The sequence below is a fragment of the Mycobacterium sp. genome, from assembly GCF_052143115.1.
In the GTDB taxonomy this organism is placed as follows: Bacteria; Actinomycetota; Actinomycetes; order Mycobacteriales; family Mycobacteriaceae; genus Mycobacterium.
The window spans coordinates 1-25,949 of record NZ_JBKQTQ010000265.1 but is presented as its reverse complement, the minus strand read 5'-3'; the positions used below and the strand labels follow the sequence as shown (position 1 = coordinate 25,949).

Sequence of the window (25,949 nt, the reverse complement as noted above, 5' to 3'; positions counted from 1 at the left end):
CCTTACCCGCCCGTCGATAGCGAACCGCGATCGCCCTCGTCACGGCACTGCGCTGCGCCAACGTCAACCCCATCATCCGGCGGTAGCCCAGCCCCACCCCACAGGCCCGAACGACACGCCGTACGCGGGCATTCACACATGAGGCAACGAAGGAGCTACGCGGGCATATTTGATGAGTCAACGCGATCCGTGCCTCCCGGAGACTGTTGTGGCAGGTGTGACTGCCGACCGGTTGATTAGCGGCGACGGGCGCGTGGTTCGATGGCTAGAACCTGTTCCAATTCCGGCATAAGGGGCTCGCGTGCAGCTGTCATTTGAAGACCGGACCTACTTGGTCACTGGTGGCGGCAGTGGAATCGGCAAGGGGGTGGCGGCCGGGCTGGTAGCCGCAGGGGCCTCGGTCATGATCGTCGGCCGGAACGCCGACCGGCTAGCGGCCACCGTCGGGGAGATCGACTCGGGCAAGGCGAGCGGCGGTGCGAGCAGATATGAGCCCGCCGATGTGACCAACGAAGACGAGGTCGCGCGCGCCGTCGACGCCGCTACCGCGTGGCACGGCCGGTTGTATGGCGTGGTGCACTGCGCGGGCGGATCGCAGACCATCGGGCCGATCACGCAGATCGACTCGGAGGCCTGGCGACGGACCGTCGACCTCAACATCAACGGCACCATGTACGTGCTCAAGCACGCCGCCCGCGAACTGGTGCGCGGCGGAGGCGGGTCGTTCGTCGGCATCTCCTCGATCGCTGCCAGCAACACCCACCGGTGGTTCGGCGCCTACGGGGTCACCAAATCCGGCCTCGATCACCTGATGATGCTGGCCGCCGACGAGCTGGGCCCATCCTGGGTGCGGGTCAACAGCATCCGTCCAGGCCTGATCCGCACCGACATGGTCGCCCCGATCACCGACTCGCCGGAACTGAGCGAGGACTACCGGATCTGCACCCCGCTGCCGCGGGTCGGTGAAGTGGAGGACATCGCCAACGCGGCGATGTTTTTGCTGAGCGACGCGGCCAGCTGGATCACCGGCCAAATCATCAACGTCGACGGCGGGCACCTGCTGCGACGCGGCCCGGACTTCACCGCGATGCTGGAACCGGTGTTCGGCGCCGACGGCTTACGCGGAGTGGTCTGACGACAGGCACGAGCCGCCACCGGCGTCGCGGCCGCCGCGTGTGGCGCCGCCAAATTCGCGTCGCTGAGTCGGCCCGCTCAGTGAAACCAGGTCTTGCCAGTTGTCGGTTCGAGACGGACGCTGGTCTTTGTACTTGCACCAACGACGGAGGAAGCGATGCTTACAACTTGGGACACGATCGATCGCTACGTCGTCATCTCAACGGACACTCACGCCGGAGCTGACCTCCTCGACTACAAGCCGTATCTGCCCGCGGCCTTGCACGATGAGTTCGACGCATGGGCCAAGACCTACGTCAGCCCGTTCGATGACCTGATCATCGCGACCGCCAACAGGAACTGGGACCACGAGCTCCGGATCGCCGACATGGACGCCGACGGGGTGGCCGCCGAAGTGCTGCTGCCCAACACCGTTCCGCCGTTCTTTCCGACCACCCCCAACATCACCATCAGCCTGCCCCGCACCCGGGAGGACCTCGAGAAGCGTTGGGCGGGCGTGCAGGCCCACAACCGCTGGCAGATCGACTTCTGTTCGCTGGCCCCGGCCCGTCGCCGCGGGTTGATTCAAATCTTCCCCAACGATGTCGAGTTGGCCCTCGAAGAGATTCGTTGGGGTGCCGAGCAGGACTGCTTCGGCGGGGTGCTGATACCACCGGTCTCGCCGGGTGACCCGCACGTCGCGCCGCTCTTTCACACTCGATACGAACCGATCTGGGCGCTCTGTGCGGAACTGGACCTGACGGTGGTGCAGCATGCGGGTGCCGGTAGCCCCGAGATGCCGATGGACCAGCCGGCGTCCAACGCGGTCTTGGTCACCGAGATGGCGCTGTGGGCGCAGCGCACCCTCGGCCACCTGATCCTTGCCGGGGTGTTCGAGCGGTACCCGACGCTGCGGTTCGTCCCGACCGAGCAGGGCACCCTTTGGGTGCCAGCGCAATTGGGTGTACTCGACGCGATGGTGCCCACCATGAAGTCCGAGGCAGGCAACCGCACCTACGGGATGTTCGGCGGGTCGTCCGTCGATGAGCTGACCCTGACACCAAGCGAATACGTCAAACGGAATTGCTATTTGGCCAGCGAACTGGCTCCGTTCGACTCCGCGATGATCGATTTCATGGGCCCGGAGCACATCATGTGGGGCAGCGACTATCCGCACGAGGAAGGCTTCACGCCGCACTCCAAGCTTGCTATCCGCTGGGCCCTACACGACAAGTCGGAAGACGCATGCCGAAAGATTCTGGGCGGCAATGCGGGTCGCTTATACCGGTTTGACCTTGATGCGCTGGCGCCCGTCGCCGCCAAGATCGGGCCTACGGTCGCCGAGGTGCACACGCCGCTCGAGGACACGGGTTATCGGGCGCCGGCGGCGTTCGGCTACCGACCGTTCGAAGGCGGACTCGCACTCAAGCGTCTGGCGCCGGCCCGCGCCTAGCTATTCGAGCCGATCTTGGTTTCGTCGTCCCAAGCCGTCATGGCTGGTTCTCCCGCGGATGGACGAACACGCCTTCAGCCTGGACGGTGATGCCTTGTGCATCGGCGAGATGGCCGCTAGCGAAGGTTTTGACCCCCTCCACGCGGTCGACGCGGGCTTCTGCGCGCAGCGGGCCAAGCGGCGTGCCCCGGAGAAAGCGGATGCGGAGAGTGCCGGTATAGGCGGGCTTTCCCGGCTTGTGCGCGGTCGCGCCTAGGACGTGATCGAGCACCATCGCGCAAACCCCGCCATGCACGTGGCCGGGCGGGCCTTCGTAAGCTGCGCCCAGGGTGAAGTCGCTCCACACCAAGCCTTCAGCCCCGTGGTTGATGGCCAGGGGAGGGGCGACCGGATTGCGCAGACCGATGACAACGTTGCCCCATGCCATCGGTTGACCATCGTCCGTTTGTCGCACACCGAACGAACCCGGCATCAGTGCCGTGCTTAATTCCTCAGTCGCGGAATCGATCTTCTCCTTAGCTGCGGTGAGAGTCGCTGCATCGACCTGCGATCTGATTGTGGCATCGATAAGACGGCGCACCGAATCGGCCAACGGCCGATATACCGACTCGAGCTTCGCCATCTGCCCGCTAGTTGTCACGGCCAAAGCGTCCGTCGTTGCGCGCTCGCCCGGCAATAGCGCCTCCCAGCCAGTGGTCAGTTGGCGAAGGGCCGGCGGCCCGGGTTGTTAACCTGGGCAAATGGAAGGCAGCAATCGGTCAGGCAAGCCGAATCTGGCGGCGACCAGCTGGGCGCTGCTCGGCATGCTGTCATACGAGCACGAGCTTTCGGGTTATGACATCCGCAAGTGGATCGACTGGAGCATGCGGTTCTTCTACGACAGCCCGGCCTACAGCCACATCTATTCCGAGCTCAAGAAGCTGGAGAAGCTGGGCTTGGTGACTTCGCGCGTCGAGAACACCGGCGGCACGCGCAATCGCAGGTTGTACAAGATCACCGACGAGGGGCTGGACGCGGTGACCCAGTGGGCGAACGAGGCGCCGGTCGACCCGCCAACGCTCAAGCATGGCCCACTGCTGCGGGTGACCCTCGGACATCTCACCAGACCGGAGAGGCTGAAGGAGCTGCTGCAGGAACACTTTGTGTATGCCGATGAGATGCACCGCAAGGCCGCGAAGGATGCGCGGTGGGCCAGCGCCGATCCGTCCTGGGCATACGCCCGCGTCGCGTTGCAGTGGGCGGAGCGCTATTACGCCAACGAGCGGGAGCTTGCCCTAAAGATGATCAAGGAGCTTGACGAGGCGGAAGCCGCATTCCCTCAGCCGGGAAAAGGTGGACCTACCAAGATCCCTTGGCCCACACCGGAATTCTGGTACGAAATCGAAAAGAAGGCCGACGCCGACGAACCTGACTGATCAGCGCCCTGCGGCGTCACGGGCCGCAATATAGCCGTACACCAGCCCCTGGGCGATGGTCGCGCCCGCACCGGGATATGTGGTCCCGAACGCGTTGGCCGCGGTATTCCCGATCGCGTATAAACCCTCGATGACACTGCCGTCTTCGCGCAGTACCCGAGCGCGGTCGTCGGCTCGCAGACCGCCGCAGGTGCCGAGGTCGCTGAGTACCATCTTCACCGCATAAAAAGGCTTCCTATCGAGCGCGCGCAGATTGGGGTTCGGGGTGATGGTGGGATCGCCGTAGTAGCGGTCGTAGGCGCTGCGGCCGCGGTGGAAATCCACATCAATTCCGGCTCGTGACATCTCATTGAATCGCGTCACGGTAGCCCTGAACTTTGCTTCGGGAACACCGATCTTGTCGGCGAGTTCAGCGAGCTCATCCGACCGATGGGCAATGCCGGCTTCATACCACGCCGGTGGAATCGGCATGCGCGGAAACAGTTCGCCGGCAAAGACATAGCTGTTGCGGTACTGCTGGTCGAACACGATCCACATGGATTCGATCGGATTCCCCGAGTGTTCCCGCTCCAGCAAGCACTGCCCGAACGACATGTAATCCATTGCTTCGTTGGCGAACCGGGTGCCGTGCTGATCGACGATCAGCGAACCCGGCAGGGACCGTTCCGCCAGCAACACCAACGGCGCCCCGCCCCGAGGCGGCGCTACAGCCGGAAACCACCACGCTTGGTCCATGAGATCGGTTGCGGCGCCAATGTCTTGAGCGGTGTGGATCGCGTCACCGGTGTTGGTCTCCGCGCCCAGGCTCATGTTCTCGCCGAGGGATTCCGACTGAAACTTCCACCGCATGGCCATGCTGTGGTCGAACCCACCGGCGGCCAACACCACGCCCCTACGCGCAGCGACGGTGACCTCGCGCCCGTCGTGGCTCATCACTGCGCCGGTGACCCGCCCGCCATCGGTGGTCAAGCGCTGCAATTCGGTGTTGGTCCAAATGGGGATCCCCGCACGTAGAACACCGGCGAATAGTCCGGCAGCCAGCGCCTGCCCACCGGCGATGTAGCGGCGGCCGAGCAGCAGCCCGCCCACTCCTTGGCAAAGGCGCTTGGCGATGGTCGGTATGCCCTTGCGCGGGATACGGGCCATCAGGTTCATCCACCGGTAGTCAGCGGTGGTGGTGGGCATGGGGATCTTCACCTCCATGACTCCGGGTCGCAGCCGGGTTCGCTGCTTACCGAGGATCGCGGAGTTCAGCGGCCGGCACTCGCACGTGCGACCGGCCGCGGTTCCACCCGGCTCCTCCGGGTGGTAGTCCGAATAGTCCTTGGCCCAGCTGAGCCGTATCGGCGTGGTACGCCGCAGCAGCTCAACGGTTCCAGTCACATTCCGCAGGTAACCGGCGGACCGTTCGGCCGGGGCCGTCGCGGCCACCACGGACTGCAGATACGTCTCAGCACGCTGCATGGTGTCTCCGGCGCCCTTCTCCTCGAGAATCGGGCTGGCCGGCAACCATAGGGCACCGCCCGAGCGGGCGGTCGAGCCGCCGACATAGGACGACTTCTCCACGATCAACACCGACAATCCGCATTCGTGGGCGGCCAACGCTGCTGCCATACCCGTGCCGGAGCCCACGACGAGGAGGTCGACCACAGTGTCGCGCACTGGCATGCTGGCAGGGATCGTGGCTGGTTGAACAGTCGTCACGCAGACGACATTAGGTCGTGGAAGCGGCGCCGTGGCTGCTTTCTCCCTGCCAGCGGGACGGTCGCTGCCATAACCGGGCCAACGGTTGTACAACAAACGACATGACGTTGCAGTCGAACATTGACGAGATTCGGGAGATCGAAGCCGCAGCGGCCCCGACCCGATTCGCTCGCGGCTGGCACTGCTTGGGCCTGACGAAAGACTTTGGCGACGGCAAGCCGCACGCCGTGCATGCTTTCGGCAAGAAGCTGGTGGTCTTCCGAAGCGGGGACGGCAAGATCAACGCACTCGACGGCTACTGCCGCCACATGGGCGGCGATCTCACCCAGGGCGAGGTGAAGGGCAATGAGATCGCCTGCCCCTTCCACGATTGGCGCTGGGGCGGTGACGGCCGGTGCAAGGGTGTGCCCTACAGCAAGCGGGTGCCCAAACTGGCCCGCACCATGAAGTGGAACACGTTAGAACAAGACGGAATGTTGTTCGTCTGGAACGACCCGGAAGGCAACCCACCGTCGGCGGAGGTGATGATCCCGCGGATCGAGGGCGCCACCAGCGACGAGTGGACCGATTGGCACTGGTACACGACAGTGGTCAACAGCAATTGCCGCGAAATCATCGACAACGTCGTGGACATGGCACATTTCTTCTACGTGCACGGGTCGATGCCTACACACTTCAAGAACATCTTCGAAGGCCACATCGCGACGCAATATATGAACAGCGGCGCGCGCCCGGACATACCCGACCCGGAGGGCCAGCCACGGATGCTCGGCACGACTTCGGCCGCCTCGTATTTCGGGCCGTCATTCATGATCGACGATCTGACGTACCACTTCGAGGACGCAGACCAACACACGGTGCTGATCAACTGTCACTATCCAATCGATGCGAATTCGTTTGTGCTGCAGTACGGCATCATCGTCAAGAAGTCTGAACAGCTACCCGAGGCGGCCGCGATGCAGACCGCAATTGCGCTGGGCGACTGGGTCAAGGTGGGCTTCGAACAGGACGTGGCGATTTGGAAGACCAAGGCACGCATCGACAATCCGCTGCTGTGCGAGGAGGACGGTCCTGTTTATCAGCTGCGCCGCTGGTATCAGCAGTTCTATGTCGATATCGGTGACGTGACGCCGGACATGGTGGATCGCTTCGAACATGAACTCGATACCACCAGCCCACGCGAGGAGTGGATGAAGGCGGTCGAAGCTAACCTCGCTACCGGGGCAGTGGCGGGAACCAGCTGATGACCATCCGGATCGACAACCGGCTGTGCGACTGTCCGATGGTGTCGGTGGCCTGCCGTCGTTGCGGCGGCTGCGTGCTGGTGCGAAAGGGCAGCTGGAACCAGACCAGTGTGCAATGGAATGCCGAAGCGTCCACCGGCTGCCTCGAGCGCCGTGGCGCCCAGAATTTAGCCGCATACTCGGGGCGACGTGTGTTTTTGGGCTGTTCTGCGCTGGCCGCCTCGATTGTCGACGCGGTCCGTCACGGTGACTTGCCGGTGGCCGATGACACGGTCCACGTGGCAACCTAGCTCGTGGGTCAGGCGTGTGCGCCGCCGTCCACCCGAATTTCGGTGCCGGTCATGAAGGCGCCGTCGTTGGAGGCCACCATGGCGATCACCGAGGCGACCGCGCTGGGATCGCCCAGAACCCCTCCGTCAGAGCCGTGCAGCAGCGGAGTTTGCGTGGCCCACAAGCCTATATCGTAGCCTTCCGGCATCTTGTCGAGAGTGCTGAGCGCCAAGGCCGTAGAAACCCCGCCAGGCTGGATATTGATCGCGCGTAGACCCTGGCTGGCGTATTCGAGCGCCAGCGAATGGGTGAACGACAGGATTCCGCCCTTGCTGGCGGCGTAGGCGGCCATGTACGGATGGGCGAAAGATGCTGCGGTCGAGGTGAAGTTCACCACGACACCTCGTCCTGATTCGGACAATGCCGGCAGCGCCGCGCGAGTCATCAAAAAAGTGCCGGTCAGATTCACCGCCAGCGTCTGGTTCCAATCGTCGAGGCTGTGTTCGTGGGTGTTGGCACAGCGCTGAATGGCGGCGGCGTTGACGAGCACGTCGAGGCCGCCGAGATCATCGATCGCCCGGCCGACGGCGGTGATCACTGCGTCTTCGGCCGACACGTCGAGTACCGCGGTGGTCAGCCGTTTTGCGGTGCCGGCGGCTTCTGCCGCCGCGACAGTTTTGGCCAGCCCGTCAGACGAAACGTCGTAGCCAACCACCGTACCGGCCTCATCGAGCAGCCGAGCCACCGTGGCCTGACCGATGCCCGAACCCGCTCCCGTGATGATGATTCTGTGATCGTCGAATCGACTTAGCATACGACGCCTTTCGTTACGTCACGCAAGCTGGAAGGCGCTGATCGGTGCCTCTTCCGGATAGCTCGACGGACCGCCGAGGTCATAGGCCGCGTTCAACGTTTGAATGAACTGAGGGTCGTGGAGCGGGTCTTCGGGCATCGCAAGTTTGATGCCCTGCGCCTTGACGTCCTTGACCATGGTGTCGATCGCTTGCTCGATGGTCAGGTCATCGGAGCCTTCCATGTTTTTCTTCAGTTCGTCGTAGTCTGAGAACACCTCGGCCGACCAGTGCACCAGGAACCGCAGCTCGTCGGTGTGGTGGCGCGCAATGACCTCGTCGTCGTTCTTCAGCAGCCAGCGGTCACGGTCGTCGGGATCGCCGGTGAACACCGTGTCGAATGCCAAGCCAGCCGGAATCTGTTGATCGAGTGGCCCGTTCGCCTCACCGCGGTGCACCATCATTTCGTTCTGCACCACGACGCCGTGGTTGTTGATCGGCGGCAGGACGCGCTTGGGCGCATGCAACGGCCCGTCGGGCCAATAGGTGAATCCGCTGCCGCTATCCAGCGAGAACCAGGTGATCACCTGCGCCATCTTGATCAGGTAGTCCTGGAAGAGGCCAGACTTGCCCATCACGCTGGTGAGCCACGTGGGCGCGTTCTCGTGCCGTACGCCGCGGAAGCTCGGCGAATCCAGGTGTCCCGGATCGCGATTGGCGCACGGTCCGTTGATGTTGAACAACATCAGCTGCGGCTTGGCGTATTCGGCATTCCAGTAGCTTTTGGCCATCTCTAGAAATCCCGCATTGTAAAAGCAGTCATGCAGTTGCGGGTAGAGCACCGCGCCGTAGTTGGCGAGGTAGCCGCGGAAGGTCGGGGTGAGGAACAGGTCCAGCGACGGGGTAAAGCCGTCGGGGAAGACGCCGCTCATGGTCGCGATCAGTTCGTCCGCCGACGCGAAGTGTTGGGCGATGATGAGCTTCCACGGGCCCTCGGTGTGCACGACGTCAAGCAGACGCTCGCGTTGGTCATCGGTGTAGACGCTGTCGATCTCGCGAGGCGGTGCGGCCGGCCGCAATACTTCGGAAAGCTCCATCCGCCGCTCCTCGGTGAGCATCAGCTGTCTCCTTCTGCCAGTTCTGGGTTGCTGTGATTGTGTGCAGCGTTACTGCGCAGCGGTTGCGTGATGTCCGGTGATCGGGACATCAAACCGGAGCGGATGGGCGAACTTCGCCCGGAGCAACGCCCCGATCTCGGTGATGGCCAGCCGACCGCGCGCTGTTGCGTCAGACCGCATGAGAAAGCCGTGGTACATCCCCGGGTAGCGGGTGTCGGTGGTCTGCACGCCGGCGTCGCGCAGCCGCGCCGCGTACCGATCACCCCAGTCTTGGATCGGGTCGCAGCCCGCGCTCACCACGATCGCCGGCGGTAGGCCGGACAGGTCGGCGGCATAGGCCGGAACGAGATACGCGTCGCGGGGCAGGCCCGCGTCGCCGTCGGCAAGGGAGTGCATGTAATCGATGTCGTCACGGGTGAGCATCGGTGCATCGGCTAGTGCGGTGATCGACGGAGCCGTCATGTCGCGGTCCAGTCCGGGGTACAGCAGCACCTGCGCACAAATCGGCGGTCCGTCACGGTCACGCGCCGCCAGCGCAACCGCGGCCGCCAGCGAACCGCCCGCACTGTCGCCGACCACCGCCAGTCGGCCGGCGTCGACCCCCAGGTCGTCGGCGTTTCGCGACACCCACTCAAACGCGGCGTAGGCGTCATCAAACTGGGCGGGCGGGGGCGACTCGGGGGCCAACCGGTAGTCGACGGCCACCACGGTAGCCTCGGAGGCCGATGCCAATGCGCGTGCCAGCGGTTCAAACGAGTGGTTGGAGCCCATGACCAATCCGCCGCCGTGCAGGTACACGAGCACCGGACCGCTGGAATCACTGGTGGGACAGTAGATCCGGATCGGAATTGGTCCCGCTGGCCCTGGAACGGCGGCGTCGGTCATGCTGGCCATCTCGGGCATCTCGTCGGGTAGCGGTGCAGACTCGACCGCCACGCGCACCGCAGCCAAGCCCCGTTGGCGCATCGGCGGGATGTCACCGAACGAGGCGACTCGCGCGGCGGCGTCGGGATCTAGTCTCGGAGTCGCCATGTCACTGTTTTGCGGGGTTGAATCGGCGCTGTGTCAGTAGCACCGGAGGCCGTTGTGCACTAAGCACATTCGCGCGTTCGGCCATTGCCGACCCGACGAACTCCGGCTGGGTGAGCAGGTAGAACCGACCCTCGGCGGCCTGTTCAAAGACCGTCTCGGCAGCTGCCAGCGGATCCATGGCGTCGGCTTTGATGTCAAGCATCGCCGAGCGCTGCGATTCGGCCGCCGCAACGTCGCCGTCGGTCACTGCGCCGGCGGCTTCGAAGATGTTGGAGGCCACCGCGCCAGGGAGAACGGCCTGCACGTGAATATGGTTGTCGTGTCCGGCTGCTTGAACTTCGAGATGCAGACACTCGGTCAACGCGAGCACTGCGTGCTTGCTCATGATGTAGGGCGCCTGTAAGGGAGCCGCCACCACCCCGCCGACCGAAGACAGATTCCACACCCACGCCTGTTCGCCGGTCGCCATCATCATCGGAAGAAACGCCCGCACGCCGTAGAAGACGCCGCTGATGTTGATGTCGATGACGCGCTGCCAGTTGGCCACCGGTGTGTCCCACAGATAGCCGAACTGTTCGACCCCGGCGTTGTTCACCAACAGCCGCACTGGGCCGACATCAAGGTAGGTCTTGTTGGCGAGCTGCTGCAGGGCCTCGGGGTCGCGCACGTCGCACACGACGTCTACCGCCGAAGCCCCGGCTGCGCACAGCTCGTCACGCAATGCTGCGACGGCGGCGGCGTCCACGTCGGCGAGAACCACGGTCATGCCCAATCGACTGGCATACCGCGCCAGTCCCGCACCAATGCCGGCGCCGGCCCCGGTGATGACGGCCACGCCGCCAGAGAAGTTTTCGCCGGCGCTCACGAACCGGTGGAGGTGTCGGCGTGCAGCTCAGATAACAGCACCGAGTTGGTCGTGTCGAGTATGACGTCCATCTCGGTGAACTCCAACCCGTTGGCCCCGCGGCGCACACCGACCTCGGCTACGCCGCTGGACACCGCGAACGGCACGAAATTGGCGATCTGGTTGACGAAGATGTAGAAACGCGCGCGGGTAATAGCACCGTCGGTACCGGTGCGGTGCACATTGGTGGCGTGGTGGCGGAGCGGGTACGGGCTCTGTTTGCGATGCTCCGACAGCCACTCCATGACGGCGTCACGGCCGTGCAGCTCGGGCGACATCAGTTCCTCGAAAGGGCTTGCGCCCGAATCGCTTCGGCTCGTGTAGCGCACGTTCTCGGCATAGCGCGCCGCCAGCTCGTCGTAGTGCGCCTCGTCGTAGTGGTACCAGAAGCCGGCGACGAACTCTTGCAATTCCGGCAGCGTGATGTCGTTGCGCATGACAGCGAGTCAACCCCGGTGTGGCCCGGGTGACAGGGCTGATGACCGGTCAGTGGAACACTATTAGCCGGTGATCAGGCTCCACAGCCCTGCACCGCCCGCGCGGAGCGCCGCGCTGGTGACCCGGTCGTCCCAGTGTTGAACCGAACCGAACTCCGAACGCCAGGCGAGCGCGGCCCGGGTGAACTCGTGTAGCCGGTGCTCCCGCGTGGTGCCGATAGCGCCATGGACCTGGTGGGCGTTTCGTACCACGACCGAGGCGGCATGGCCCGCACACGAACGCGCCACCGCGACAAGGAAGTCGAGGTTCGACGCCGACCACTCGCTGCTGACTGCCGCAGTGAGCGCGGCCTCGGTCGCGGCGCGGGCGAGCGCGGCCTCGCCGGCGATGTCCGCAATCAGGTTCTGCACCGCCTGGAACCGGGAAAGCGGGCGACCGAACTGGATCCGCGACGTCGCATGCTCGATCGACAGCTGCAGAATCCGGTCGATTGCGGCACACACCTGGATCGACCGCGCGAGCGCCGACTTGAGCCGCAGCTGAGTGACCAGAGACGCCCCAACCGGCACGCCTGGGAGCGTGGCGGGGTCGGTGAACACCGTGTCACGCGGCTCGCCAAGCATGTTGGCGCCGGGCGTGATCTCGAGCGCGGCGATGTCGACGTCTGCCGTGCGGTACTCGCCACCGGCTTGCCACACGACCACAATCCGGTCGGCGCCCGCCCCCCAGGGTACGCCCTTCGCCACCCCGTGGTCGTCCAGCAGACACGCGGTGCGCACCGCACCGTCGGCAGCCAGTCCATTGGCGTCCAGCAGCCAACACGCCAACAAATCGTGCTCAGCCAACGGGATTCGCACCCCATGGCGGACAGCCGCCGCCAGCAGCTCGGCAGCCTCGTACCAGCCGGCCCCGCTGCCGCCGGAATGTTCCGCGCCGGTCAGCCGCACCAGCCCGATATCGTCGAGGCGCCGCCATAGGTCAACATCACGTTCGAGAGTGCCCCCGGGCGAACGCATCTCGCGGTACTCTGTGAAAACCGCGTCCATCATCTCCACCAACGCCGGATCGACACCGATCGCGGGAGCCATCATCGCATCCTCAATCCGCGCGCGATCACACCTCGCAGCACCTCGTTGGTGCCGCCGCGGAGCGTGAAGCCCGGGCGCTGGTCCACCGCGGCGGTCACCAGTTGCGACAATGCGGAATCGACACCGCCGCGCAGGTCGGCGAAGTCGGCGATGTCACCCTCGGTGGTGGTACCGAGCACCTTGACCACTGCAGCGGCTACGTCGGCTGGGTCGCGCCGCTCCAGCGCACCTGCTACCGCGGTCGACATCTGGTGCAAGCCGGTGATGCGCGCGACCAGGCGACCCAGTTCGATGTCCCGGGAAATGCGTTGCGCTGCCATGGTTTCGGCGGCCTCTGGGAGCAGCACGAAGGTGGACAGGAAGCGTTCAGGGCCGCTGCGCTCGAAGCTCAACTCCGACGTCACCTGCCGCCAGCCGTCGCCGATTTCCCCGAACACCATGCCGTCGGGCACGAAGGCCGCATCGAGGATCACTTCGTTGAAGTGGTGTGCACCGTTCATCGAGATGATCGGGCGGATCTCGACGTTGGGCCCGTGCAGATCGACGATGAACTGACTCAAGCCGGCATGTCGATGCTCTGGATCCACCGGTGCGGTGCGGGCGAGCACGATGAATGCGTGTGCGCGGTGCGCGCCCGACGTCCAGACTTTGGTGCCGGTCAGCGACCAGCCACCGTCGACACGCACGGCCCGGGTGCGCACACTGGCCAGGTCGGAGCCGGAGTCCGGTTCGCTCATGCCGATGGCGAAAAAGCACTCGCCCCGCACAATCCGCGGCAGGAACTCCGACTTCTGCGCTGCCGTGCCGTACTTGAGTAGTGACGGCACGATCTGGCGGTCGGCGACCCAGTGCGCCGCGACGGGCGCGCCGGCCGCCAGCAATTCCTCGGTGACGACGAACCGCTCCAGGAACGAGCGGCCATGCCCGCCGTACTCGACAGGAACCGTCATACCCACCCACCCACGCGTCGCCAGCGCGACGGTGAAGTTCTCGTCCCAACCTGTCAGCCAGGCATCAACGGATGGGGTGAACGCGCCGGCGGCGAGCTGTTCGGCAAGGAACTGACGGACCGCGGCGCGGAGTGCATCGGTCGACGAGGGGTCGATGGTCGCGGGCGGAACCAGCCTGGGCAGCGCCGCCATTAACGGGTCTTCCACTTTGCGATGAGCCGCACGTGCTCGGGATCGCGATGCGCCAGCGGTTGCATGGCCGCGGCCATCCCCAGCGTCGACTCGAGCGAACCGGTACGTGACTCCTCGAGGAGGCGCTTGGCCATGCGCAACGAGTGCGCAGGGTTTTTGACGATGCGTTCAGCGAGAGCCTGTGCGGCGGTGAGTAATTCATCGTGTGGCACCACGCGGCTGACCATGCCCCAGTCCAGCGCGGTCGCTGCGTCGACGCGGTCACCGGTCAACGTCATCTCGGCGGCGCGTTCGTAGCCGACGGCCCGGGGCAGAAACCAGGTGCCGCCGTCACCGGGGATGAGGCCGAGCTGTACGAAGCTCTCGGCGAACGACGCGCCCTCCGACGCGACGCGGATGTCGCACATCATCGCCAGGTCGCAGCCGGCGCCGATGGCCGGCCCGTTGATCGCACCGATCAACGGCACTTCGAGCCGGGCGAGTGCCCGCGGTATGCGCTGGATTCCGTCGACGTAGGCGTACCGCTGGTCGAGCGCGCCCAGAGCGAACATCCCGTCCCGGTCCGCCATCTCCTTGACGTTGCCGCCGGCCGAGAAGATCTTGCCTTCCCCGGTGAGAATCACGGCGCGGATCGCGGTGTCGGCGTTGGCGTTGTCCACGGCGGCCTCGAACGCGGCGATGAAGTCTTTGCCGGTGATCGCGTTGCCCAGGTGGGACAGGTTGATCGTCCAGACCTGGGTGGCGTCGGTGCCGGTTATCTCCAACGGGTTGTTCATGCTGGCAACTGTAGGGACTTGGTTTGCAAGAATTCCTCGAAACCGGCACGCCCCAGTTCGCGGCCGATGCCGGATTTCTTGTAGCCGCCGAACGGCGCGATCGGATTGTACATGCCGCCGTTGATGTCGAGCTGACCGGTCTGCACGCCGCGCGCGAACGCGATGGCATGGTCGATGTCCTTCGCCCACACCGCGCCGGACAGGCCGTAGCGGGTGCCATTGGCGATCCGCAGTGTGTCGGCCTCGTCGGTGAACGGTATGACGGCGAGCACGGGACCGAACACCTCCTCCTGGCCCAGTTCCGAATCTGGGTCGACGTCGGCGAAAACCGTTGGTGCCATGTAGTAGCCGACATCGCGGATCTTCTCTGCGCCGCCGGCGATCAGCCGCGCACCATCCCGCTGGGCGCGCTCGATAAAACCGCGCACGGTCTCGAACTGCGATGCCGACGCCGACGGCCCGATGCGGGTGGCCGGATCCCACGGGTCCCCCATGGTGTACTTCGAGACCGCGGCTTCGACCAGGTCGAGGGCTTCGCTGTAGTGGGACTGCGGCACCAGCATCCGCGTCCATGCCATGCAGGTCTGGCCGCCGTTGAGGAACGCGTTTCCCACACCGACCTTCACCGCGGCGGAAAGGTGGCCGCCTTCGAGGATGACGTTGGCGGACTTGCCGCCTAGTTCCAGCGCCACCTTCTTCACCGACTGCGCAGCGAGCTCTGCGACCCGTTGTCCAACACCGGTCGAGCCGGTGAACGACACGAAATCCACGTCGGGATGCGAGGCGATGCGCTCGCCGACCACCCGGCCGCTGCCGGACACCAGGTTCAGCACGCCGGCGGGCAGACCGGCTTCCTCGATGGCCTCGATAAACTCGAACGCCGACAGCGGCGCCTCGTTACTCGGCTTCAGGATTACCGTGCAGCCCGCCGCGATCGCCGGTATCACCTTCGCGACCACCTGATACAGCGGGTAGTTCCAGGGTGTGATCGCGCCGACGACGCCGTAGGGTTCCCGGATCACGAGCGAATTGCCCACGCGTTCTTCGAATTCGAAGGTGTTGAGCAGGTCGGCAAAGCCGCGGGCCACCGCCAGCGGAACCTGCGTTTGCACGCCCGCCGCGATGCGCACGGGCGCGCCCATCTCGGCCGTGATGGTCTCGGCGATGTCCGGTAGCCGCTTCTCCATGGCTTCGATCACCGCGGTAACACGTTCGCGGCGCTCGGCGACACTGACGAGAGGGTCGAAAGCGCGTCGAGCCGCAGCCACGGCCCCGTCGACATCGGCGACGGTGCCGCCCGGTACGCAACCGATTGCCTTTTCCGTCGAGGGATCGATGACGTCGATGACGTCGCTGCCGGCAGATGTCACCCACTGTCCGTCAATGAAAAGCGTTGTGCGGGTGTAGTCATGCATGGTCATCGTCTGCTTTCTGTAGTTAAGGCACGATGCTGGCGCGAACGTCACGCTTGCCCTCGGCGGCGGCGAAGGCCTCGTTGATGTTGTCGAGCGGGTAGCACGCTGCCGTCATCCGGCTGAGTGGCAGCGTGTACTGGTGCTGCTCGAGAAAAGACAAAGCCCGCGACAGCACGGCGGGGTCGTACAGCGAGACGCCGACCATCATCTTGTTGGCGAACACGAAGCGGGACGGGTCGAATTCGAAGGTCTTTCCGATGTTGATGTTTCCGATCTCGACGTAACGACCGAACTGTCCGAGCAACTTCAGGCCCTCATCGATGGCCGAAGGGTGGCCGACCACCTCGACAACCACGTCGGCGCCCTGACCGCCCGTCAGCTTTTGCACGATCTTCGCCCGATCCTTCGACGTGGCCGCTTCACTGATGTCAATCACCTCGTCAGCGCCAAAAGCGCCTGCCAGCTCCAGCCGGTCGGGCACCCCGTCGATCGCGATGACAAGGCCGGCGCCGCGCGCCTTTGCCACCGCGACCGCATACAAGCCCAGTGCGCCGGCGCCCTGCACCACGACGACCTCACCGAGCTGCTGGTCGACGCGCTCAAGGCCGTACATGACCTGCGACAGCGCGCAGTTCGCGCCGGAGGCCACTTCGTCGGGGACGGCGTCCGGCACGGTGTACACCACAGCACCGGCGGGCAGCAGGAAGTAGTCGCCATAACCACCCACGAAGTACGGCGGTTCGTCGGCGCGGCCGAGCATCGCCATTTTCAAGTTCAGACATGCATTGCGCCTGCCCGCCAGGCAGTTTCGGCATTGGTGGCACACGAAGAAGTAGGGGAACACCACGCGGGCGCCGATCTCCAGCGGCATGCCGTTGGAGTCCGCACTTACGCCGTCGCCGAGCGCCTCGACCGCGCCCACCATTTCATGGCCCAGGACGGTCGGCAGTTGACCACCGAGGCCGCGGGTTGCAAAGGTGCCGTGCCAGGCATGCAGGTCCGAACCGCAGATGTTGGTGCGGGACACCTTGATCAGGATCTGGCCGGCACCCACTTCCGGCAGGCTGACCGTCTCGATCTCGAACGGCTTACCGGGCGCGTCGAACCGCGCGATACGTCCCTTAAACACGGACATAAAATCCTTTCAGTGTCTGGTGGATTCGGGGCTGAAACGATCTCGCAGCGAACGTTTGAGCAGTTTGCCGCTCGGGTTTTTGGGCAGTGAATCGACGAAGAACACCTGTTTGGGTGTCTTGAACCCGGCTAGGTGCTGTCGGCAGTGGGCGAGAAGGTCGTCTTCGCTCAGGGTGACGCCGTCGCGGGGCACTACCGCCGCCACCACGGCTTCCACCCAGATCGGGTGCGCCAGGCCGAACACCGCGACTTCGTGTACACCGCTATGCCGGTACAGGACTTCCTCGACCTCACGGCTCGCGACGTTCTCGCCACCGGTTTTGATCATGTCCTTCTTGCGGTCCACGACGTGCAGCAGGCCGTGCTCGTCGTAGTAGCCGAGGTCGCCGGAATGGAACCAGCCACCTCTGAAAGCCTGCGCGGTCTTTTCTGGGTCGTCGAGATAACCCAGCATCAAATGGGGGCTTTGGTGGGCGATTTCGCCCACGACACCCGTAGCTACGGGGATGGCGTTCTCGTCGAGGATCGTTGTTTCTACGTTGATGACTGGATGTCCCGCTGCACCGGCGTGCAGGTCCTGCTCGTCGGGTCCAAGCGCTGACGCCAGAGGTGCCATTTCGGTCTGGCCATAGAAGTTCCACAATCTCAGGTTGGGCAGCCGGGCCCGGATTTCGCTGAGGATTTCGATCGGCATCGCCGAGGCGCCGTAGTAGCCCTTACGCAGGCTCGACAGGTCGACATCGTCGAAGACCGGGCAACGGAGCAGGCTGATCCAGACCGTTGGCGGCGCAAAGTAATTCGTCACACCATGCCGCTCGATGGTGCGCAGGACCAGTTCAGGGTCCGGACGCGGAAGGATGATGCTGGTCGCGCCGAGATAAATATCGGTGGCCAGGAAGTTGTCCAGCTGCGCGCAGTGGTAGAGCGGCAGCGAATGGATCTCGATGTCGTCACCGTTCATTGAGCCGGTCACGATGGTGCTGACGTACTGCCACATCAGGCTGCGGCTGGAGTGCATCACCGCCTTGGGGCGCGACTCCGTACCGCTGGTGTACATCAGGCGCAATAGCTGGTCATCGTCGATACGCGGGTTCGGGGCGGCAGCGGTGCTCGCCAACCACTGTGCGAAATCTTCCCAGCCGGCCGGAGCGGTACCCCCGGGGGGCATCAGCGCGACCTTGGTCGTCACCACCCCGTCCAGCCCCATTGCTTCTTCGGCCGTCTGCGTCAATTCGGCTTCGACGATGAATCCGCTGACCCGACTGTGGCCGAGGATGTAGGAGATCTCCTGGGCGGTGAGCATGAAGTTGATCGGCACCAGAACCACCGCGGCGCGCGCGGTCGCGAACGCCAGCACGGCGTACTGCCAGCAATTGTGCGACAGCAGCGCGATGCGATCTCCGGGCCCGAAGCCCGCGTTGTGCAACGCCGCGGCGGCTCGGTCCACCAGGTTCTCGAACTCGGCGAACGTCAGCACGACATCGCCGTCGATGATCGCTGTCTTATCCGGATGCCTGCGGGCCGATCGGCGCGGAATATCGCCGAGCGTATGGCGGCGCGCCTCCGCGATCGCGGTGCCTCGGCAGTCGTCGGAGTGCGCCCGTTGCATGTGCCGAAGGGTAGGACCCGGGTGCCGCCTCGGGACTGCCCGCGTCCCGCTGAGTAGACAGACCGCTGCCCGACTTGGCTGTCCGCTTCGATACTCGATGTCATGACCGCCGCCACCGAATCGACGTCGCCCACCGGCCCCGCCCCTCCTGACCCCGACGAACTGCGGGACAACCTGCGTCAGGCTGATCCGGGCGTCCTCGTGGCGGTGCTAGCTCAGCTCACCGGCGACCCGTCGGTGGTCAACACCTACGCGCCCAAGATTTCGCACATCCCCGACCCGCCCGAGCGGGCCGGCGTCACCGACCCCGACACTGCCGAGGCGCTGGTAAACGCCATCATCGACGCGCTGGACGCGCCCCGGCGCCCCGACGCGATGCCCGCCGAGGACCGTGACTTCTTCGCCAGATTGCTGCCCCCGGCACTGGGCTCAGCGGTGGACGACGAGCAAGTGGACCTGCTGCTCGAGCAGGGTGGCTTCCAGCGGACGCAGCCGACGTTGCCACGCACCGTGCCGATCCCCGACACGATGAACATCGCCATCATCGGTGCAGGGATCGCCGGGATCAGCGTCGCGCTGGCGGCCGCCGAGGATGGTGTGTCCTACGAGATCTTCGACCGCAACGCGGAGGTAGGCGGTACTTGGTACACCACCACATATCCGGGCATCGGTGTCGACACGCCGTCGGCGTACTACTCGCTATCGCGTGAGGTGAACCCGGACTGGAGCAGCTACTACCCGCAGGGTGCGGAGTATCAGGCCTATTTGGTGGCGCTGGCCGACAAGCACAAGCTGCGCGAGCACAGCCGGTTCCGCACCGAGGTTGAGCGGCTGTGGTGGGACGACGACCGCGAACAGTGGCAGATCCATTCGGTCGATGCCGACGGACAACGCGACATCAGTTACGCCAGCGTCGTAGTCACCGCGGCCGGCTACCTCAACCGCCCGCGCTGGCCGGATGTCAAGGGCCGGGACACGTTCGCGGGCAACAGCATTCACTCAGCCTTGTGGGACTCGTCGTTGGACCTCACCGGTAAGAAGGTGGCGATCATCGGGGCCGGCTGCACCGCCGTGCAGATCGTCGACGCATGCATCGACCAGGTGGAGCACCTGACGGTATTCCAGCGTCAGCCGCATTGGGTGGCACCCCGTAAACGGCTGACCGACGACGTACCCGCGCATCGGCGTTACCTGGGCCGGCACCTGCCGTACTACGCGAAGTGGAACCGGCTGAAGTCCTATTGGGGCACGGCAGACAACAACTACCCGATCATCCTGCAGGACCCGGAGTGGGACAAGGACCATCTGTCCATCTCACCAGCCAACGACGTGCTGCTCCAGATGTGCCTGGAATACATCGAGCAGACCTTCGGCAAGGACACGGAGCTGGCGAAGAAGGTCACCCCGGACTTCGCACCATATGGCAAGCGGATCATTCGCGATCCGGGCGGGTACTACGCAGCGTTGACGCGCGACCACATCGACGTGGAGGCCAGCGAACCGGCCGAGGTCAACGCGAAAGGCATTGTCACCCAAGACGGTCGGCAGATCGACCTCGACGTCATCATCTACGCCACCGGCTACTACCTGGACTTCCTGTCCACCATCGACATCCGTGGCCGCGACGGTAAGACGCTGGCCGACGAATGGGGTGACAGCCCCCGCGCCTACCGCGGCGGAACGGTTCCCGGCTTCCCCAACCTGTTCACCATGTCGGCGCCGAACTACAGCCCCGGCCACGGTGCGGGCGCGAACTTCTCGATGGAGGTGCTCGCGCATTACATCATCGAATGCCTGCAGTTGATGGCGCTGCGCGGCGCCACCACCATGGAGGTCACCCGACGGGCCTACGAGGACTACGTCGCTGCGATCGACGAGGCGATGAGCCGCACCGTGTGGTGTCACACGCCGAATGCGCACACCTACTACCGGTCGGGTTCGGGCCGAGTGGTCGTGGCCACGCCGTATCGGCTGGTCGACGTCTGGCATCAGCATCGGGCGCCGATCGAAGAGGATTTCACGCTGCGATGAACCAATTGCTAACTGGCAAAACAGCTTTGGTGACCGGCAGCAGCCGGGGGATCGGACGTGCGATTGCCCAGCGGCTGGCCGCCGAGGGGGCGACTGTCGCGGTGACGGCGCGCGCCTACCAGCCGTCGCCGTCCACCCGTGCGGGAGCTTCCATCGCGCTGCCCGGCACCATCGAGGAGACCATCGCGTTGATCGAGAAGACTGGGGGAGCCGCGTTCGGGCTGGCCGCCGACCTCGAGGACGCCGCGGCGCGCGACGGCCTCGTCGATGCGGTGCTGGGCCGCACCGGCCGCATCGACATCCTGGTCAACAACGCCGGTTTCGCCGACTACGCGCTGATAGAGGACATGTCGCTGGAGACCTTCGATCGGACCGTCGAGCACTATCTGCGGACGCCGTTCGTCCTGACCAAGGCTGCGGTGCCGCACATGCGCGAACAGGGTGGCGGGTGGATCGTCAACATCGGCTCGGTCACCGGTGTGGCCCCGGTGCGGCCCTACCGTGAGTACAACAAGACCTCCGGTGACGTCATCTATGCCTCGTGCAAGGCCGCCCTGCATCGTTTCACGCAAGGGGTGGCCGCCGAGTTGCTCGACGCCAACATCGCGGTGAACTGCGTCGGCCCTTCGACGGCTGTTCGCACACCCGGTGCGGCACAACTGATTGCAGACTCCTTCCCGACCGAGCCGGTGGAATACCTGGCCGAGACGGTGCTGGCGATGTGCCATCTGCCTGCCGCCGAACGCACCGGCCTGGTGGCGTTCAGCCTGCACTATCCGTGGTCGCAGCAGCTGCCCGTGCACAGCCTCGACGGTAAGTCCGAGCTGCCGCCACTGGAACCACCCGCGACCGCTAATCCGAACATTCAGGCCGCCGGGCCGTGACCGAAACATCAAGAAACACAGAGGAGTACAGCAAGTATAGGGATGCGCTCGGGTTGGCTCGCGAGCGTTTGAACAATGCTGCCACGGTTACTTCCAGAGAGGACTGCAGGTGAAGGACTTACGAGACCGCGTTGCCGTCGTGACCGGTGCCGCCAATGGGATCGGGCTGGGTCTGGCAACCCGCTTCTTGAAAGAAGGCATGGACGTAGTGATCGCTGACAAGGCCACCGACGACCTTGCCCGCGCCGAGGAGAGTCTGAGGCCGCTGGGCAATGTCCTGGCCGTCGAGACCGACGTCTCCGATCGCGGATCCGTGCAGGGACTCGCCGATGCCAGCGTCGATCGCTTCGGTGCCGTCCACGTGTTATGTAACAACGCTGGCGTCGGCGAGTTTCGGCGATTCGACACGACCAGCTTGGCGACGTGGGACTGGACTGTGGGGGTGAACCTGTTTGGTGTGCTAAACGGCTGCCGCATATTTCTGCCGATCCTGGCTCGCCAGGAGGAGGCCTATATCGTCAACACCGCTTCCATGTCCGGCATCCTGACCGGGCCCTACCTCGAGCCCTACAGCGTCTCCAAAGCTGGCGTCGTCTCCCTCTCGGAGTCGCTGGCAGCCGAATTCGCCATCGAATACCCCCACATCGGGGTCGCCGTACTATGCCCGTCCTACACCGCCACGTCCATCCGCCACGATGAGCAAACGGCCCCTATCGGCCACGTGGCGCGCGCCACCGGTGACCCCGGGCTGGAAGAGCTGCGTGAACCGGTCAACAGCACGATCGAACAACAGGGCATCTGCACCGACGAGATCGGCCAACTCGTCATCGACGGCATGGCCAACCGCAAGACATACATCTTTCCGCGCCCCCGGCTGGCTTCAGCAATGGCAGCTATGGGTCGACACCGTCATGGCGGAGGTCTGAGAGAAGACTACGGTTGGCCCTGGGTCAGCATTGATTCGTAGCAGTGACAGAAGCTATGGCACACGCGATCCCGGATGATCACGTCGGGGCATTCCGGTTCGAACCAGCGGTCCACCACCGCCCAGTGGATCGGGTGCATCAGATACGGGCCCATCAGTCCTTCGACATCGCTGAACTCCTGCTCGAACATGTGAATCCACCGCGATGTCCCGATCGCATCGTCGACACGGCTCAGTTGCCACGCCCGGATGGCCGGTACGCAGCGGGGCATCGAGGACAGCTCGTCTTCGAAGCGTGCGACGGTGCTCGGGTCAGTTTCGGGCAGCACCCGCAACAACAGGGTGCGTCGTCGCTGATCCCCGAGACGTTCTTCACCGAGCCGGTCGAGTATCTAGCGGAGACCGTGCTCGCGATGTGCCATCTGCCGGTCGCCGAACGCACCGACCTGGTGGCGTTCAGCCTGCACTACCCGTAGTCTCAGCAGCTGCCGGTGCACAGCCTCGACGGTAAGTCCGAACTGCCGCCACTGGAGCCGCCCGCGACCGCGAATCCGAACATTCAGCCCGCCGGGCCCTGACCGAAACATCAAGGGGCGCAGCGTCGTGTAGAGCGTAGATGGGCCCTTTTTGGCGTAGGGCATGTACTTCCACAGCGCCCTCAAGGGAGAAAGGTGGGCCTTGTCGACCACAGCTGTTGGCGTCAGACACCGGCTGCATCGACGAAGGCCCGCCTGCTCGCGCATCTACTCCGAGGTCGGTGCTCCTGCGCCCGACGACACGGGCATGATGGGGATCTTCTTCATTGCACTCGCCCGGGGGTCGGGTGCCGCAGCAGCGGCCGCGTGATTTTCTGCTCCGCGGGTGTAGGTCCAGACGCAGAAGGGCTCGCCTTGTGCAAACTTGAAGTCCTTGGGTGGCAGGTTGATGTCGAGCTTGCATCCGGGGAAGAACGGTGCCGAGATCCGCTGCTCAAACGTGCAGTTCATCCATGCGCGGGCCGGCGGATACAGGCCCTCGTCGGTGTACTTCTGCAACACCTCGCAGCGGCGCATGTTGAGCACCACGTGGTCCGGGTTGTACACGATGTACTCGCCGCCGTAGCCGAGGGTGCCATCGATGCTCAAACAGGCCAGTTTCAGGAAATCGACGACGTGTACGGGCTCGATCTTGAGCACCTTGGCGAGCTTCGGGTATTCGTAGTCGATGATGAGCTGGTACATATCCGGCAGACCGAGCCAGACTTCTTCTTCCGGCATGATCTTCGTCCACTGGTCGATGAAGTAGTTGTGGCCCTTCAGATACTGATCCCAGTAGGTCTTGATCAGCCGCATCAGGGCTTCCTTGGTCAGATCCTCGGCCTGGACGTCGAACGGGATGGCCTGGTACTGGGCATTCTTCCAGTCCCACCCCGGAGGTGCGATGTAGCGACCCATGGGCATCACCTGGCGCATCACGGCTCGTGACATCTCGGCGGCAACGTCCATGGCGGCACTGATGCCGACCTTCTCCGAATAGATCTTGACGTGGGCATAGGGCATGAAGTTCAACGTGTCCTCGAACACGCGGGCCAAACCCAGTAGGAAATCCCGCGAGAAGTCTTCGATGTTGCCCACCTTCCCCATGAAGTCGTGTGTGTAGTCGTCGTAGTTCAGTTCGCTTGCCACTTGGGGTCCTCCGTCTTTCAGCAGCAATGGTGTGAAGTTCCCTGCTATGGCGCGGCACCGCTTCCGGGCGTGGCCACCGCCGGCCTATCCCTAGAGCCGACCGGTGACGAAAGCTGAATTCCCACGCCACAGCAAGAAGGCAGAATCTGCATAGGTGTCAGAATCTGACAGGTATGAGGGTAGGCGCATCGATGTCCCCACGCAAGGGGAATCACCCCGCGGGCTGGATTCAGTGTCTATTGTGCGTGCGCAACCGGGCACCGGCACCAGTTACGATGACCATGCCCACACGGGCAGATGAAGGAGCCCCACGTGAGTACGCCGAGCCGGCCGACTTTGACCGAGCGGCGTGCCGAAGAGCTCCGGATGACCATCGCACTGACTGCGCGCGACATCTTCCTCGCGGATGGATCGACGTCGGCGACCGTCGAGAGGATCTGCGACGCGGCAGGTATAGCGCCCCGCACATTCCACCGCCACTTCCCGGTCAAGGAAGACGTCGTGATGCCACTGTTCCGTCAGTTCGGTGGTCTGAGCGTCCAAGTCCTCCAACACGCCACACGCACGAGTGACACCGTGGAGACCCTGGTCGAGGCCTTCACCACTGAGGTTGCCAAGCGTGGCGAAATCGAGATCGACCGGAAGTTCATGGCGCTCATGATCACCGATCCCCAGTACCGGCTCCGATGGTTGGACTGGGGGCAGGATCTGGCCGAACCCATCTCCGACTTCCTCGCCTCTCGCTTCGACCTCGGTACCGACCCGTTCATCCACACGCTGCCAGCCCAGCTGGTGATCCAGATTTGCCGCCAGGCCTACGTTCACTGGGTAGAACAGGGCGACTTCGACAGCCTGCGATCGGCACTACGTGCCGGCATGCAGATGGTCGTCCGGGCACTGCCGCCCCTGCAGGCCGAGACCTGACGGCCACAAGCACTTGTTGTGACCGCTCCCCAGCGGCGGCACTGCGGTCAGCTCAGCACCGATTCCGCGCTGTGACAGAAGCTGTGGCACACCCGATCCCGGATGATGACGTCGGGGCATTCGGGGTCGAACCAGCGGTCCACCACCGCCCAGTGGATCGGATGCATGAGGTAAGGACCCATCAGTCCGTCGACGTCGCTGAACTCCTGCTCGAACACATGAGTCCACCGCGATGTCCCGATCGCGTTGTCGACATGGCTCAGCTGCCACGCCCTGATGGCCGGTATGTAGCGCGCCATTGAGGACAGCTCGTCTTCGAAGCGTGCGACGGTGCTCGGGTCAGTTTCGGGCAGCACCCGCAATAACAGGGCGCGATAGACGGTGCCCGCGCCGCTGCCGTTGCGCGTCGGGGCCCCTGGGTAAGTGGCTCCGTTGACCCGGGTGATCGCGGAGGCCTCCAGAATGGCAGCGAAATCGTCTGCAGCCGACAGCCATTGATTCCTGGAATCGAACCTCAAGTGGACCAGGACGTCGCCGCCGTTGCGCGACCTGGGCAGCGTCGGCTCGACGAGCCGGTGGTGTGCGTGGGTCGCCTCAGCCGCCGAGCGCACGGAAGCCAGCACGCGGTCCCGATCTTCGTCGGCGACGTCGAGCAGTCGAATGACACTATACATCGCAGAGTCCGTCGACGTCGTCGGCGGCTGCGGCGACCGACCGGGACCGCTCGGCAATCAGTCCGCCGATCCGCGACCACCATTCGCCCAGCGCCGGGTCCGGCCGGCCCTTCCACGTCATCTCCCACCATGCCTGGGCGCTGGGCAGCGTCCAGGTGATGGTGACCGTATTGGATTGATCCTCGAACCAGATCGGGGGAC

The 25,949-nt window shown here is 64.5% G+C and carries 24 protein-coding genes and 3 pseudogenes; 10 read left to right on the top strand and 17 right to left on the bottom strand.

Translation table 11 applies throughout. From position 1 onward, the window contains the following. The first annotated feature begins 301 nt into the window (after positions 1-301). Positions 302-1,135 (top strand): SDR family oxidoreductase, encoded by an 834-nt coding sequence (locus tag ACLQI9_RS26360; protein ID WP_442384898.1) that lies wholly within the window; start codon positions 302-304, stop codon positions 1,133-1,135. Positions 1,136-1,291: 156 nt separating this feature from the next. Then, positions 1,292-2,566 (top strand): amidohydrolase family protein, encoded by a 1,275-nt coding sequence (locus ACLQI9_RS26355; RefSeq protein WP_442384896.1) that lies wholly within the window; start codon positions 1,292-1,294, stop codon positions 2,564-2,566. A gap of 37 nt (positions 2,567-2,603) precedes the next feature. On the opposite strand, the gene ACLQI9_RS26350 is transcribed toward ACLQI9_RS26355, so the two are convergent. Beyond that, complete coding sequence (locus ACLQI9_RS26350; RefSeq protein WP_442384908.1) at positions 2,604-3,188, bottom strand: PaaI family thioesterase; 585 nt, start codon at positions 3,186-3,188, stop codon at positions 2,604-2,606. 118 nt (positions 3,189-3,306) lie between these two features. Between ACLQI9_RS26350 and ACLQI9_RS26345 the strand changes: the two genes are divergently transcribed. After that, positions 3,307-3,981: a helix-turn-helix transcriptional regulator gene (locus tag ACLQI9_RS26345; protein WP_442384894.1), complete on the top strand. Its 675-nt coding sequence runs from the start codon at positions 3,307-3,309 to the stop codon at positions 3,979-3,981. On the opposite strand, the gene ACLQI9_RS26340 is transcribed toward ACLQI9_RS26345, so the two are convergent. Then, a complete protein-coding gene (locus tag ACLQI9_RS26340) occupies positions 3,982-5,685 on the bottom strand; it encodes a 3-ketosteroid-delta-1-dehydrogenase (RefSeq protein WP_442384892.1) in 1,704 nt (567 codons plus the stop codon). A gap of 101 nt (positions 5,686-5,786) precedes the next feature. Between ACLQI9_RS26340 and ACLQI9_RS26335 the strand changes: the two genes are divergently transcribed. Both ACLQI9_RS26335 and ACLQI9_RS26330 read left to right on the top strand, forming a co-directional pair. Next, on the top strand, positions 5,787-6,929 hold the full coding sequence (locus tag ACLQI9_RS26335) for a Rieske 2Fe-2S domain-containing protein (RefSeq protein ID WP_442384890.1): 1,143 nt from the start codon (positions 5,787-5,789) through the stop codon (positions 6,927-6,929). After that, a complete protein-coding gene (locus ACLQI9_RS26330; protein ID WP_442384888.1) occupies positions 6,929-7,219 on the top strand; it encodes a ferredoxin in 291 nt (96 codons plus the stop codon). Before ACLQI9_RS26335 ends, ACLQI9_RS26330 begins: the two co-directional genes overlap by 1 nt. Positions 7,220-7,227: 8 nt before the next feature. On the opposite strand, the gene ACLQI9_RS26325 is transcribed toward ACLQI9_RS26330, so the two are convergent. From ACLQI9_RS26325 to ACLQI9_RS26275, 11 genes are all read right to left on the bottom strand, one after another. Further along, the gene (locus tag ACLQI9_RS26325) at positions 7,228-8,013 is read right to left on the bottom strand and encodes an SDR family NAD(P)-dependent oxidoreductase (protein ID WP_442384886.1); all 786 of its coding nucleotides are present in this window, start codon (positions 8,011-8,013) and stop codon (positions 7,228-7,230) included. Positions 8,014-8,031: 18 nt separating this feature from the next. After that, the gene (locus ACLQI9_RS26320; RefSeq protein WP_442384884.1) at positions 8,032-9,108 is read right to left on the bottom strand and encodes a hypothetical protein; all 1,077 of its coding nucleotides are present in this window, start codon (positions 9,106-9,108) and stop codon (positions 8,032-8,034) included. Positions 9,109-9,156: 48 nt separating this feature from the next. Next, positions 9,157-10,140, bottom strand: coding sequence for an alpha/beta hydrolase (locus ACLQI9_RS26315; RefSeq protein WP_442384882.1), 984 nt, complete (start codon positions 10,138-10,140; stop codon positions 9,157-9,159). A gap of 1 nt (position 10,141) precedes the next feature. Continuing rightward, positions 10,142-11,005: an SDR family NAD(P)-dependent oxidoreductase gene (locus ACLQI9_RS26310; protein WP_442384880.1), complete on the bottom strand. Its 864-nt coding sequence runs from the start codon at positions 11,003-11,005 to the stop codon at positions 10,142-10,144. Continuing rightward, positions 11,002-11,481, bottom strand: a complete 480-nt coding sequence (locus tag ACLQI9_RS26305) for a nuclear transport factor 2 family protein (RefSeq protein ID WP_442384878.1) — start codon at positions 11,479-11,481, stop codon at positions 11,002-11,004. Before ACLQI9_RS26305 ends, ACLQI9_RS26310 begins: the two co-directional genes overlap by 4 nt. A gap of 63 nt (positions 11,482-11,544) precedes the next feature. Continuing rightward, positions 11,545-12,570 carry an acyl-CoA dehydrogenase family protein gene (locus ACLQI9_RS26300; protein WP_442384876.1) on the bottom strand — a complete coding sequence of 342 codons (1,026 nt, stop codon included), beginning with the start codon at positions 12,568-12,570 and terminating at the stop codon, positions 11,545-11,547. Next, the gene (locus tag ACLQI9_RS26295) at positions 12,570-13,712 is read right to left on the bottom strand and encodes an acyl-CoA dehydrogenase family protein (RefSeq protein ID WP_442384906.1); all 1,143 of its coding nucleotides are present in this window, start codon (positions 13,710-13,712) and stop codon (positions 12,570-12,572) included. The genes ACLQI9_RS26300 and ACLQI9_RS26295 overlap by 1 nt, the downstream gene beginning before the upstream one ends. Further along, positions 13,712-14,488 (bottom strand): enoyl-CoA hydratase-related protein, encoded by a 777-nt coding sequence (locus ACLQI9_RS26290; protein WP_442384874.1) that lies wholly within the window; start codon positions 14,486-14,488, stop codon positions 13,712-13,714. The genes ACLQI9_RS26295 and ACLQI9_RS26290 overlap by 1 nt, the downstream gene beginning before the upstream one ends. Continuing rightward, entirely contained in the window at positions 14,485-15,909 is a 1,425-nt protein-coding gene (locus ACLQI9_RS26285) for an aldehyde dehydrogenase family protein (RefSeq protein WP_442392396.1), read from the bottom strand. The genes ACLQI9_RS26290 and ACLQI9_RS26285 overlap by 4 nt, the downstream gene beginning before the upstream one ends. Before the next feature lie 16 nt (positions 15,910-15,925). Continuing rightward, complete coding sequence (locus tag ACLQI9_RS26280) at positions 15,926-17,038, bottom strand: zinc-binding dehydrogenase (protein WP_442384870.1); 1,113 nt, start codon at positions 17,036-17,038, stop codon at positions 15,926-15,928. 9 nt (positions 17,039-17,047) lie between these two features. Further along, positions 17,048-18,646 (bottom strand): acyl-CoA synthetase, encoded by a 1,599-nt coding sequence (locus ACLQI9_RS26275; RefSeq protein WP_442384868.1) that lies wholly within the window; start codon positions 18,644-18,646, stop codon positions 17,048-17,050. Positions 18,647-18,748: 102 nt separating this feature from the next. Here ACLQI9_RS26275 and ACLQI9_RS26270 point away from each other — a divergent pair, with 102 nt between their 5' ends. The 3 genes from ACLQI9_RS26270 (at position 18,749) to ACLQI9_RS26260 (ending at position 22,528) form a co-directional block, all read left to right on the top strand. Beyond that, complete coding sequence (locus tag ACLQI9_RS26270; protein ID WP_442384866.1) at positions 18,749-20,677, top strand: flavin-containing monooxygenase; 1,929 nt, start codon at positions 18,749-18,751, stop codon at positions 20,675-20,677. Then, the gene (locus tag ACLQI9_RS26265; RefSeq protein WP_442384864.1) at positions 20,674-21,561 is read left to right on the top strand and encodes an SDR family NAD(P)-dependent oxidoreductase; all 888 of its coding nucleotides are present in this window, start codon (positions 20,674-20,676) and stop codon (positions 21,559-21,561) included. Before ACLQI9_RS26270 ends, ACLQI9_RS26265 begins: the two co-directional genes overlap by 4 nt. Positions 21,562-21,670: 109 nt before the next feature. Further along, on the top strand, positions 21,671-22,528 hold the full coding sequence (locus ACLQI9_RS26260; RefSeq protein ID WP_442384862.1) for an SDR family NAD(P)-dependent oxidoreductase: 858 nt from the start codon (positions 21,671-21,673) through the stop codon (positions 22,526-22,528). Here ACLQI9_RS26260 and ACLQI9_RS26255 read toward each other — a convergent pair. Further along, positions 22,495-22,833: pseudogene (locus ACLQI9_RS26255) on the bottom strand (Dabb family protein); the annotation flags it as partial. The gene ACLQI9_RS26260 and the pseudogene ACLQI9_RS26255 sit on opposite strands and share 34 nt — an antisense overlap. Between ACLQI9_RS26255 and ACLQI9_RS26250 the strand changes: the two are divergent. Beyond that, a pseudogene (locus tag ACLQI9_RS26250) lies at positions 22,828-23,064 on the top strand (oxidoreductase); the annotation flags it as partial. The pseudogenes ACLQI9_RS26255 and ACLQI9_RS26250 overlap by 6 nt on opposite strands. 165 nt (positions 23,065-23,229) lie before the next feature. On the opposite strand, the gene ACLQI9_RS26245 reads toward ACLQI9_RS26250, so the two are convergent. Next, positions 23,230-24,150, bottom strand: coding sequence for a hypothetical protein (locus ACLQI9_RS26245; protein WP_442384861.1), 921 nt, complete (start codon positions 24,148-24,150; stop codon positions 23,230-23,232). Between the two features lie 312 nt (positions 24,151-24,462). On the opposite strand from ACLQI9_RS26245, the gene ACLQI9_RS26240 reads away from it, so the two are divergent. Then, positions 24,463-25,074 carry a TetR/AcrR family transcriptional regulator gene (locus ACLQI9_RS26240; protein WP_442384859.1) on the top strand — a complete coding sequence of 204 codons (612 nt, stop codon included), beginning with the start codon at positions 24,463-24,465 and terminating at the stop codon, positions 25,072-25,074. Positions 25,075-25,121: 47 nt separating this feature from the next. On the opposite strand, the gene ACLQI9_RS26235 is transcribed toward ACLQI9_RS26240, so the two are convergent. Beyond that, positions 25,122-25,748 carry a Dabb family protein gene (locus ACLQI9_RS26235; RefSeq protein WP_442384857.1) on the bottom strand — a complete coding sequence of 209 codons (627 nt, stop codon included), beginning with the start codon at positions 25,746-25,748 and terminating at the stop codon, positions 25,122-25,124. Next, a pseudogene (locus tag ACLQI9_RS26230) lies at positions 25,741-25,949 on the bottom strand (hypothetical protein); the annotation flags it as partial. The pseudogene ACLQI9_RS26230 and the gene ACLQI9_RS26235, both read right to left, overlap by 8 nt.

Coding starts and splice junctions, on each gene's coding strand:
- ACLQI9_RS26320 (WP_442384884.1), bottom strand. CDS start 9,108: ATGCTCACCGAGGAGCGGCGGATGGAGCTTTCCGAAGTATTGCGGCCG.
- ACLQI9_RS26275 (WP_442384868.1), bottom strand. CDS start 18,646: ATGCAACGGGCGCACTCCGACGACTGCCGAGGCACCGCGATCGCGGAG.
- ACLQI9_RS26350 (WP_442384908.1), bottom strand. CDS start 3,188: ATGGCGAAGCTCGAGTCGGTATATCGGCCGTTGGCCGATTCGGTGCGC.
- ACLQI9_RS26325 (WP_442384886.1), bottom strand. CDS start 8,013: ATGCTAAGTCGATTCGACGATCACAGAATCATCATCACGGGAGCGGGT.
- ACLQI9_RS26265 (WP_442384864.1), top strand. CDS start 20,674: ATGAACCAATTGCTAACTGGCAAAACAGCTTTGGTGACCGGCAGCAGC.
- ACLQI9_RS26345 (WP_442384894.1), top strand. CDS start 3,307: ATGGAAGGCAGCAATCGGTCAGGCAAGCCGAATCTGGCGGCGACCAGC.
- ACLQI9_RS26300 (WP_442384876.1), bottom strand. CDS start 12,570: ATGGCTCCCGCGATCGGTGTCGATCCGGCGTTGGTGGAGATGATGGAC.
- ACLQI9_RS26355 (WP_442384896.1), top strand. CDS start 1,292: ATGCTTACAACTTGGGACACGATCGATCGCTACGTCGTCATCTCAACG.
- ACLQI9_RS26295 (WP_442384906.1), bottom strand. CDS start 13,712: ATGGCGGCGCTGCCCAGGCTGGTTCCGCCCGCGACCATCGACCCCTCG.
- ACLQI9_RS26235 (WP_442384857.1), bottom strand. CDS start 25,748: ATGTATAGTGTCATTCGACTGCTCGACGTCGCCGACGAAGATCGGGAC.
- ACLQI9_RS26290 (WP_442384874.1), bottom strand. CDS start 14,488: ATGAACAACCCGTTGGAGATAACCGGCACCGACGCCACCCAGGTCTGG.
- ACLQI9_RS26280 (WP_442384870.1), bottom strand. CDS start 17,038: ATGTCCGTGTTTAAGGGACGTATCGCGCGGTTCGACGCGCCCGGTAAG.
- ACLQI9_RS26330 (WP_442384888.1), top strand. CDS start 6,929: ATGACCATCCGGATCGACAACCGGCTGTGCGACTGTCCGATGGTGTCG.
- ACLQI9_RS26270 (WP_442384866.1), top strand. CDS start 18,749: ATGACCGCCGCCACCGAATCGACGTCGCCCACCGGCCCCGCCCCTCCT.
- ACLQI9_RS26305 (WP_442384878.1), bottom strand. CDS start 11,481: ATGCGCAACGACATCACGCTGCCGGAATTGCAAGAGTTCGTCGCCGGC.
- ACLQI9_RS26335 (WP_442384890.1), top strand. CDS start 5,787: ATGACGTTGCAGTCGAACATTGACGAGATTCGGGAGATCGAAGCCGCA.
- ACLQI9_RS26285 (WP_442392396.1), bottom strand. CDS start 15,909: ATGACCATGCATGACTACACCCGCACAACGCTTTTCATTGACGGACAG.
- ACLQI9_RS26315 (WP_442384882.1), bottom strand. CDS start 10,140: ATGGCGACTCCGAGACTAGATCCCGACGCCGCCGCGCGAGTCGCCTCG.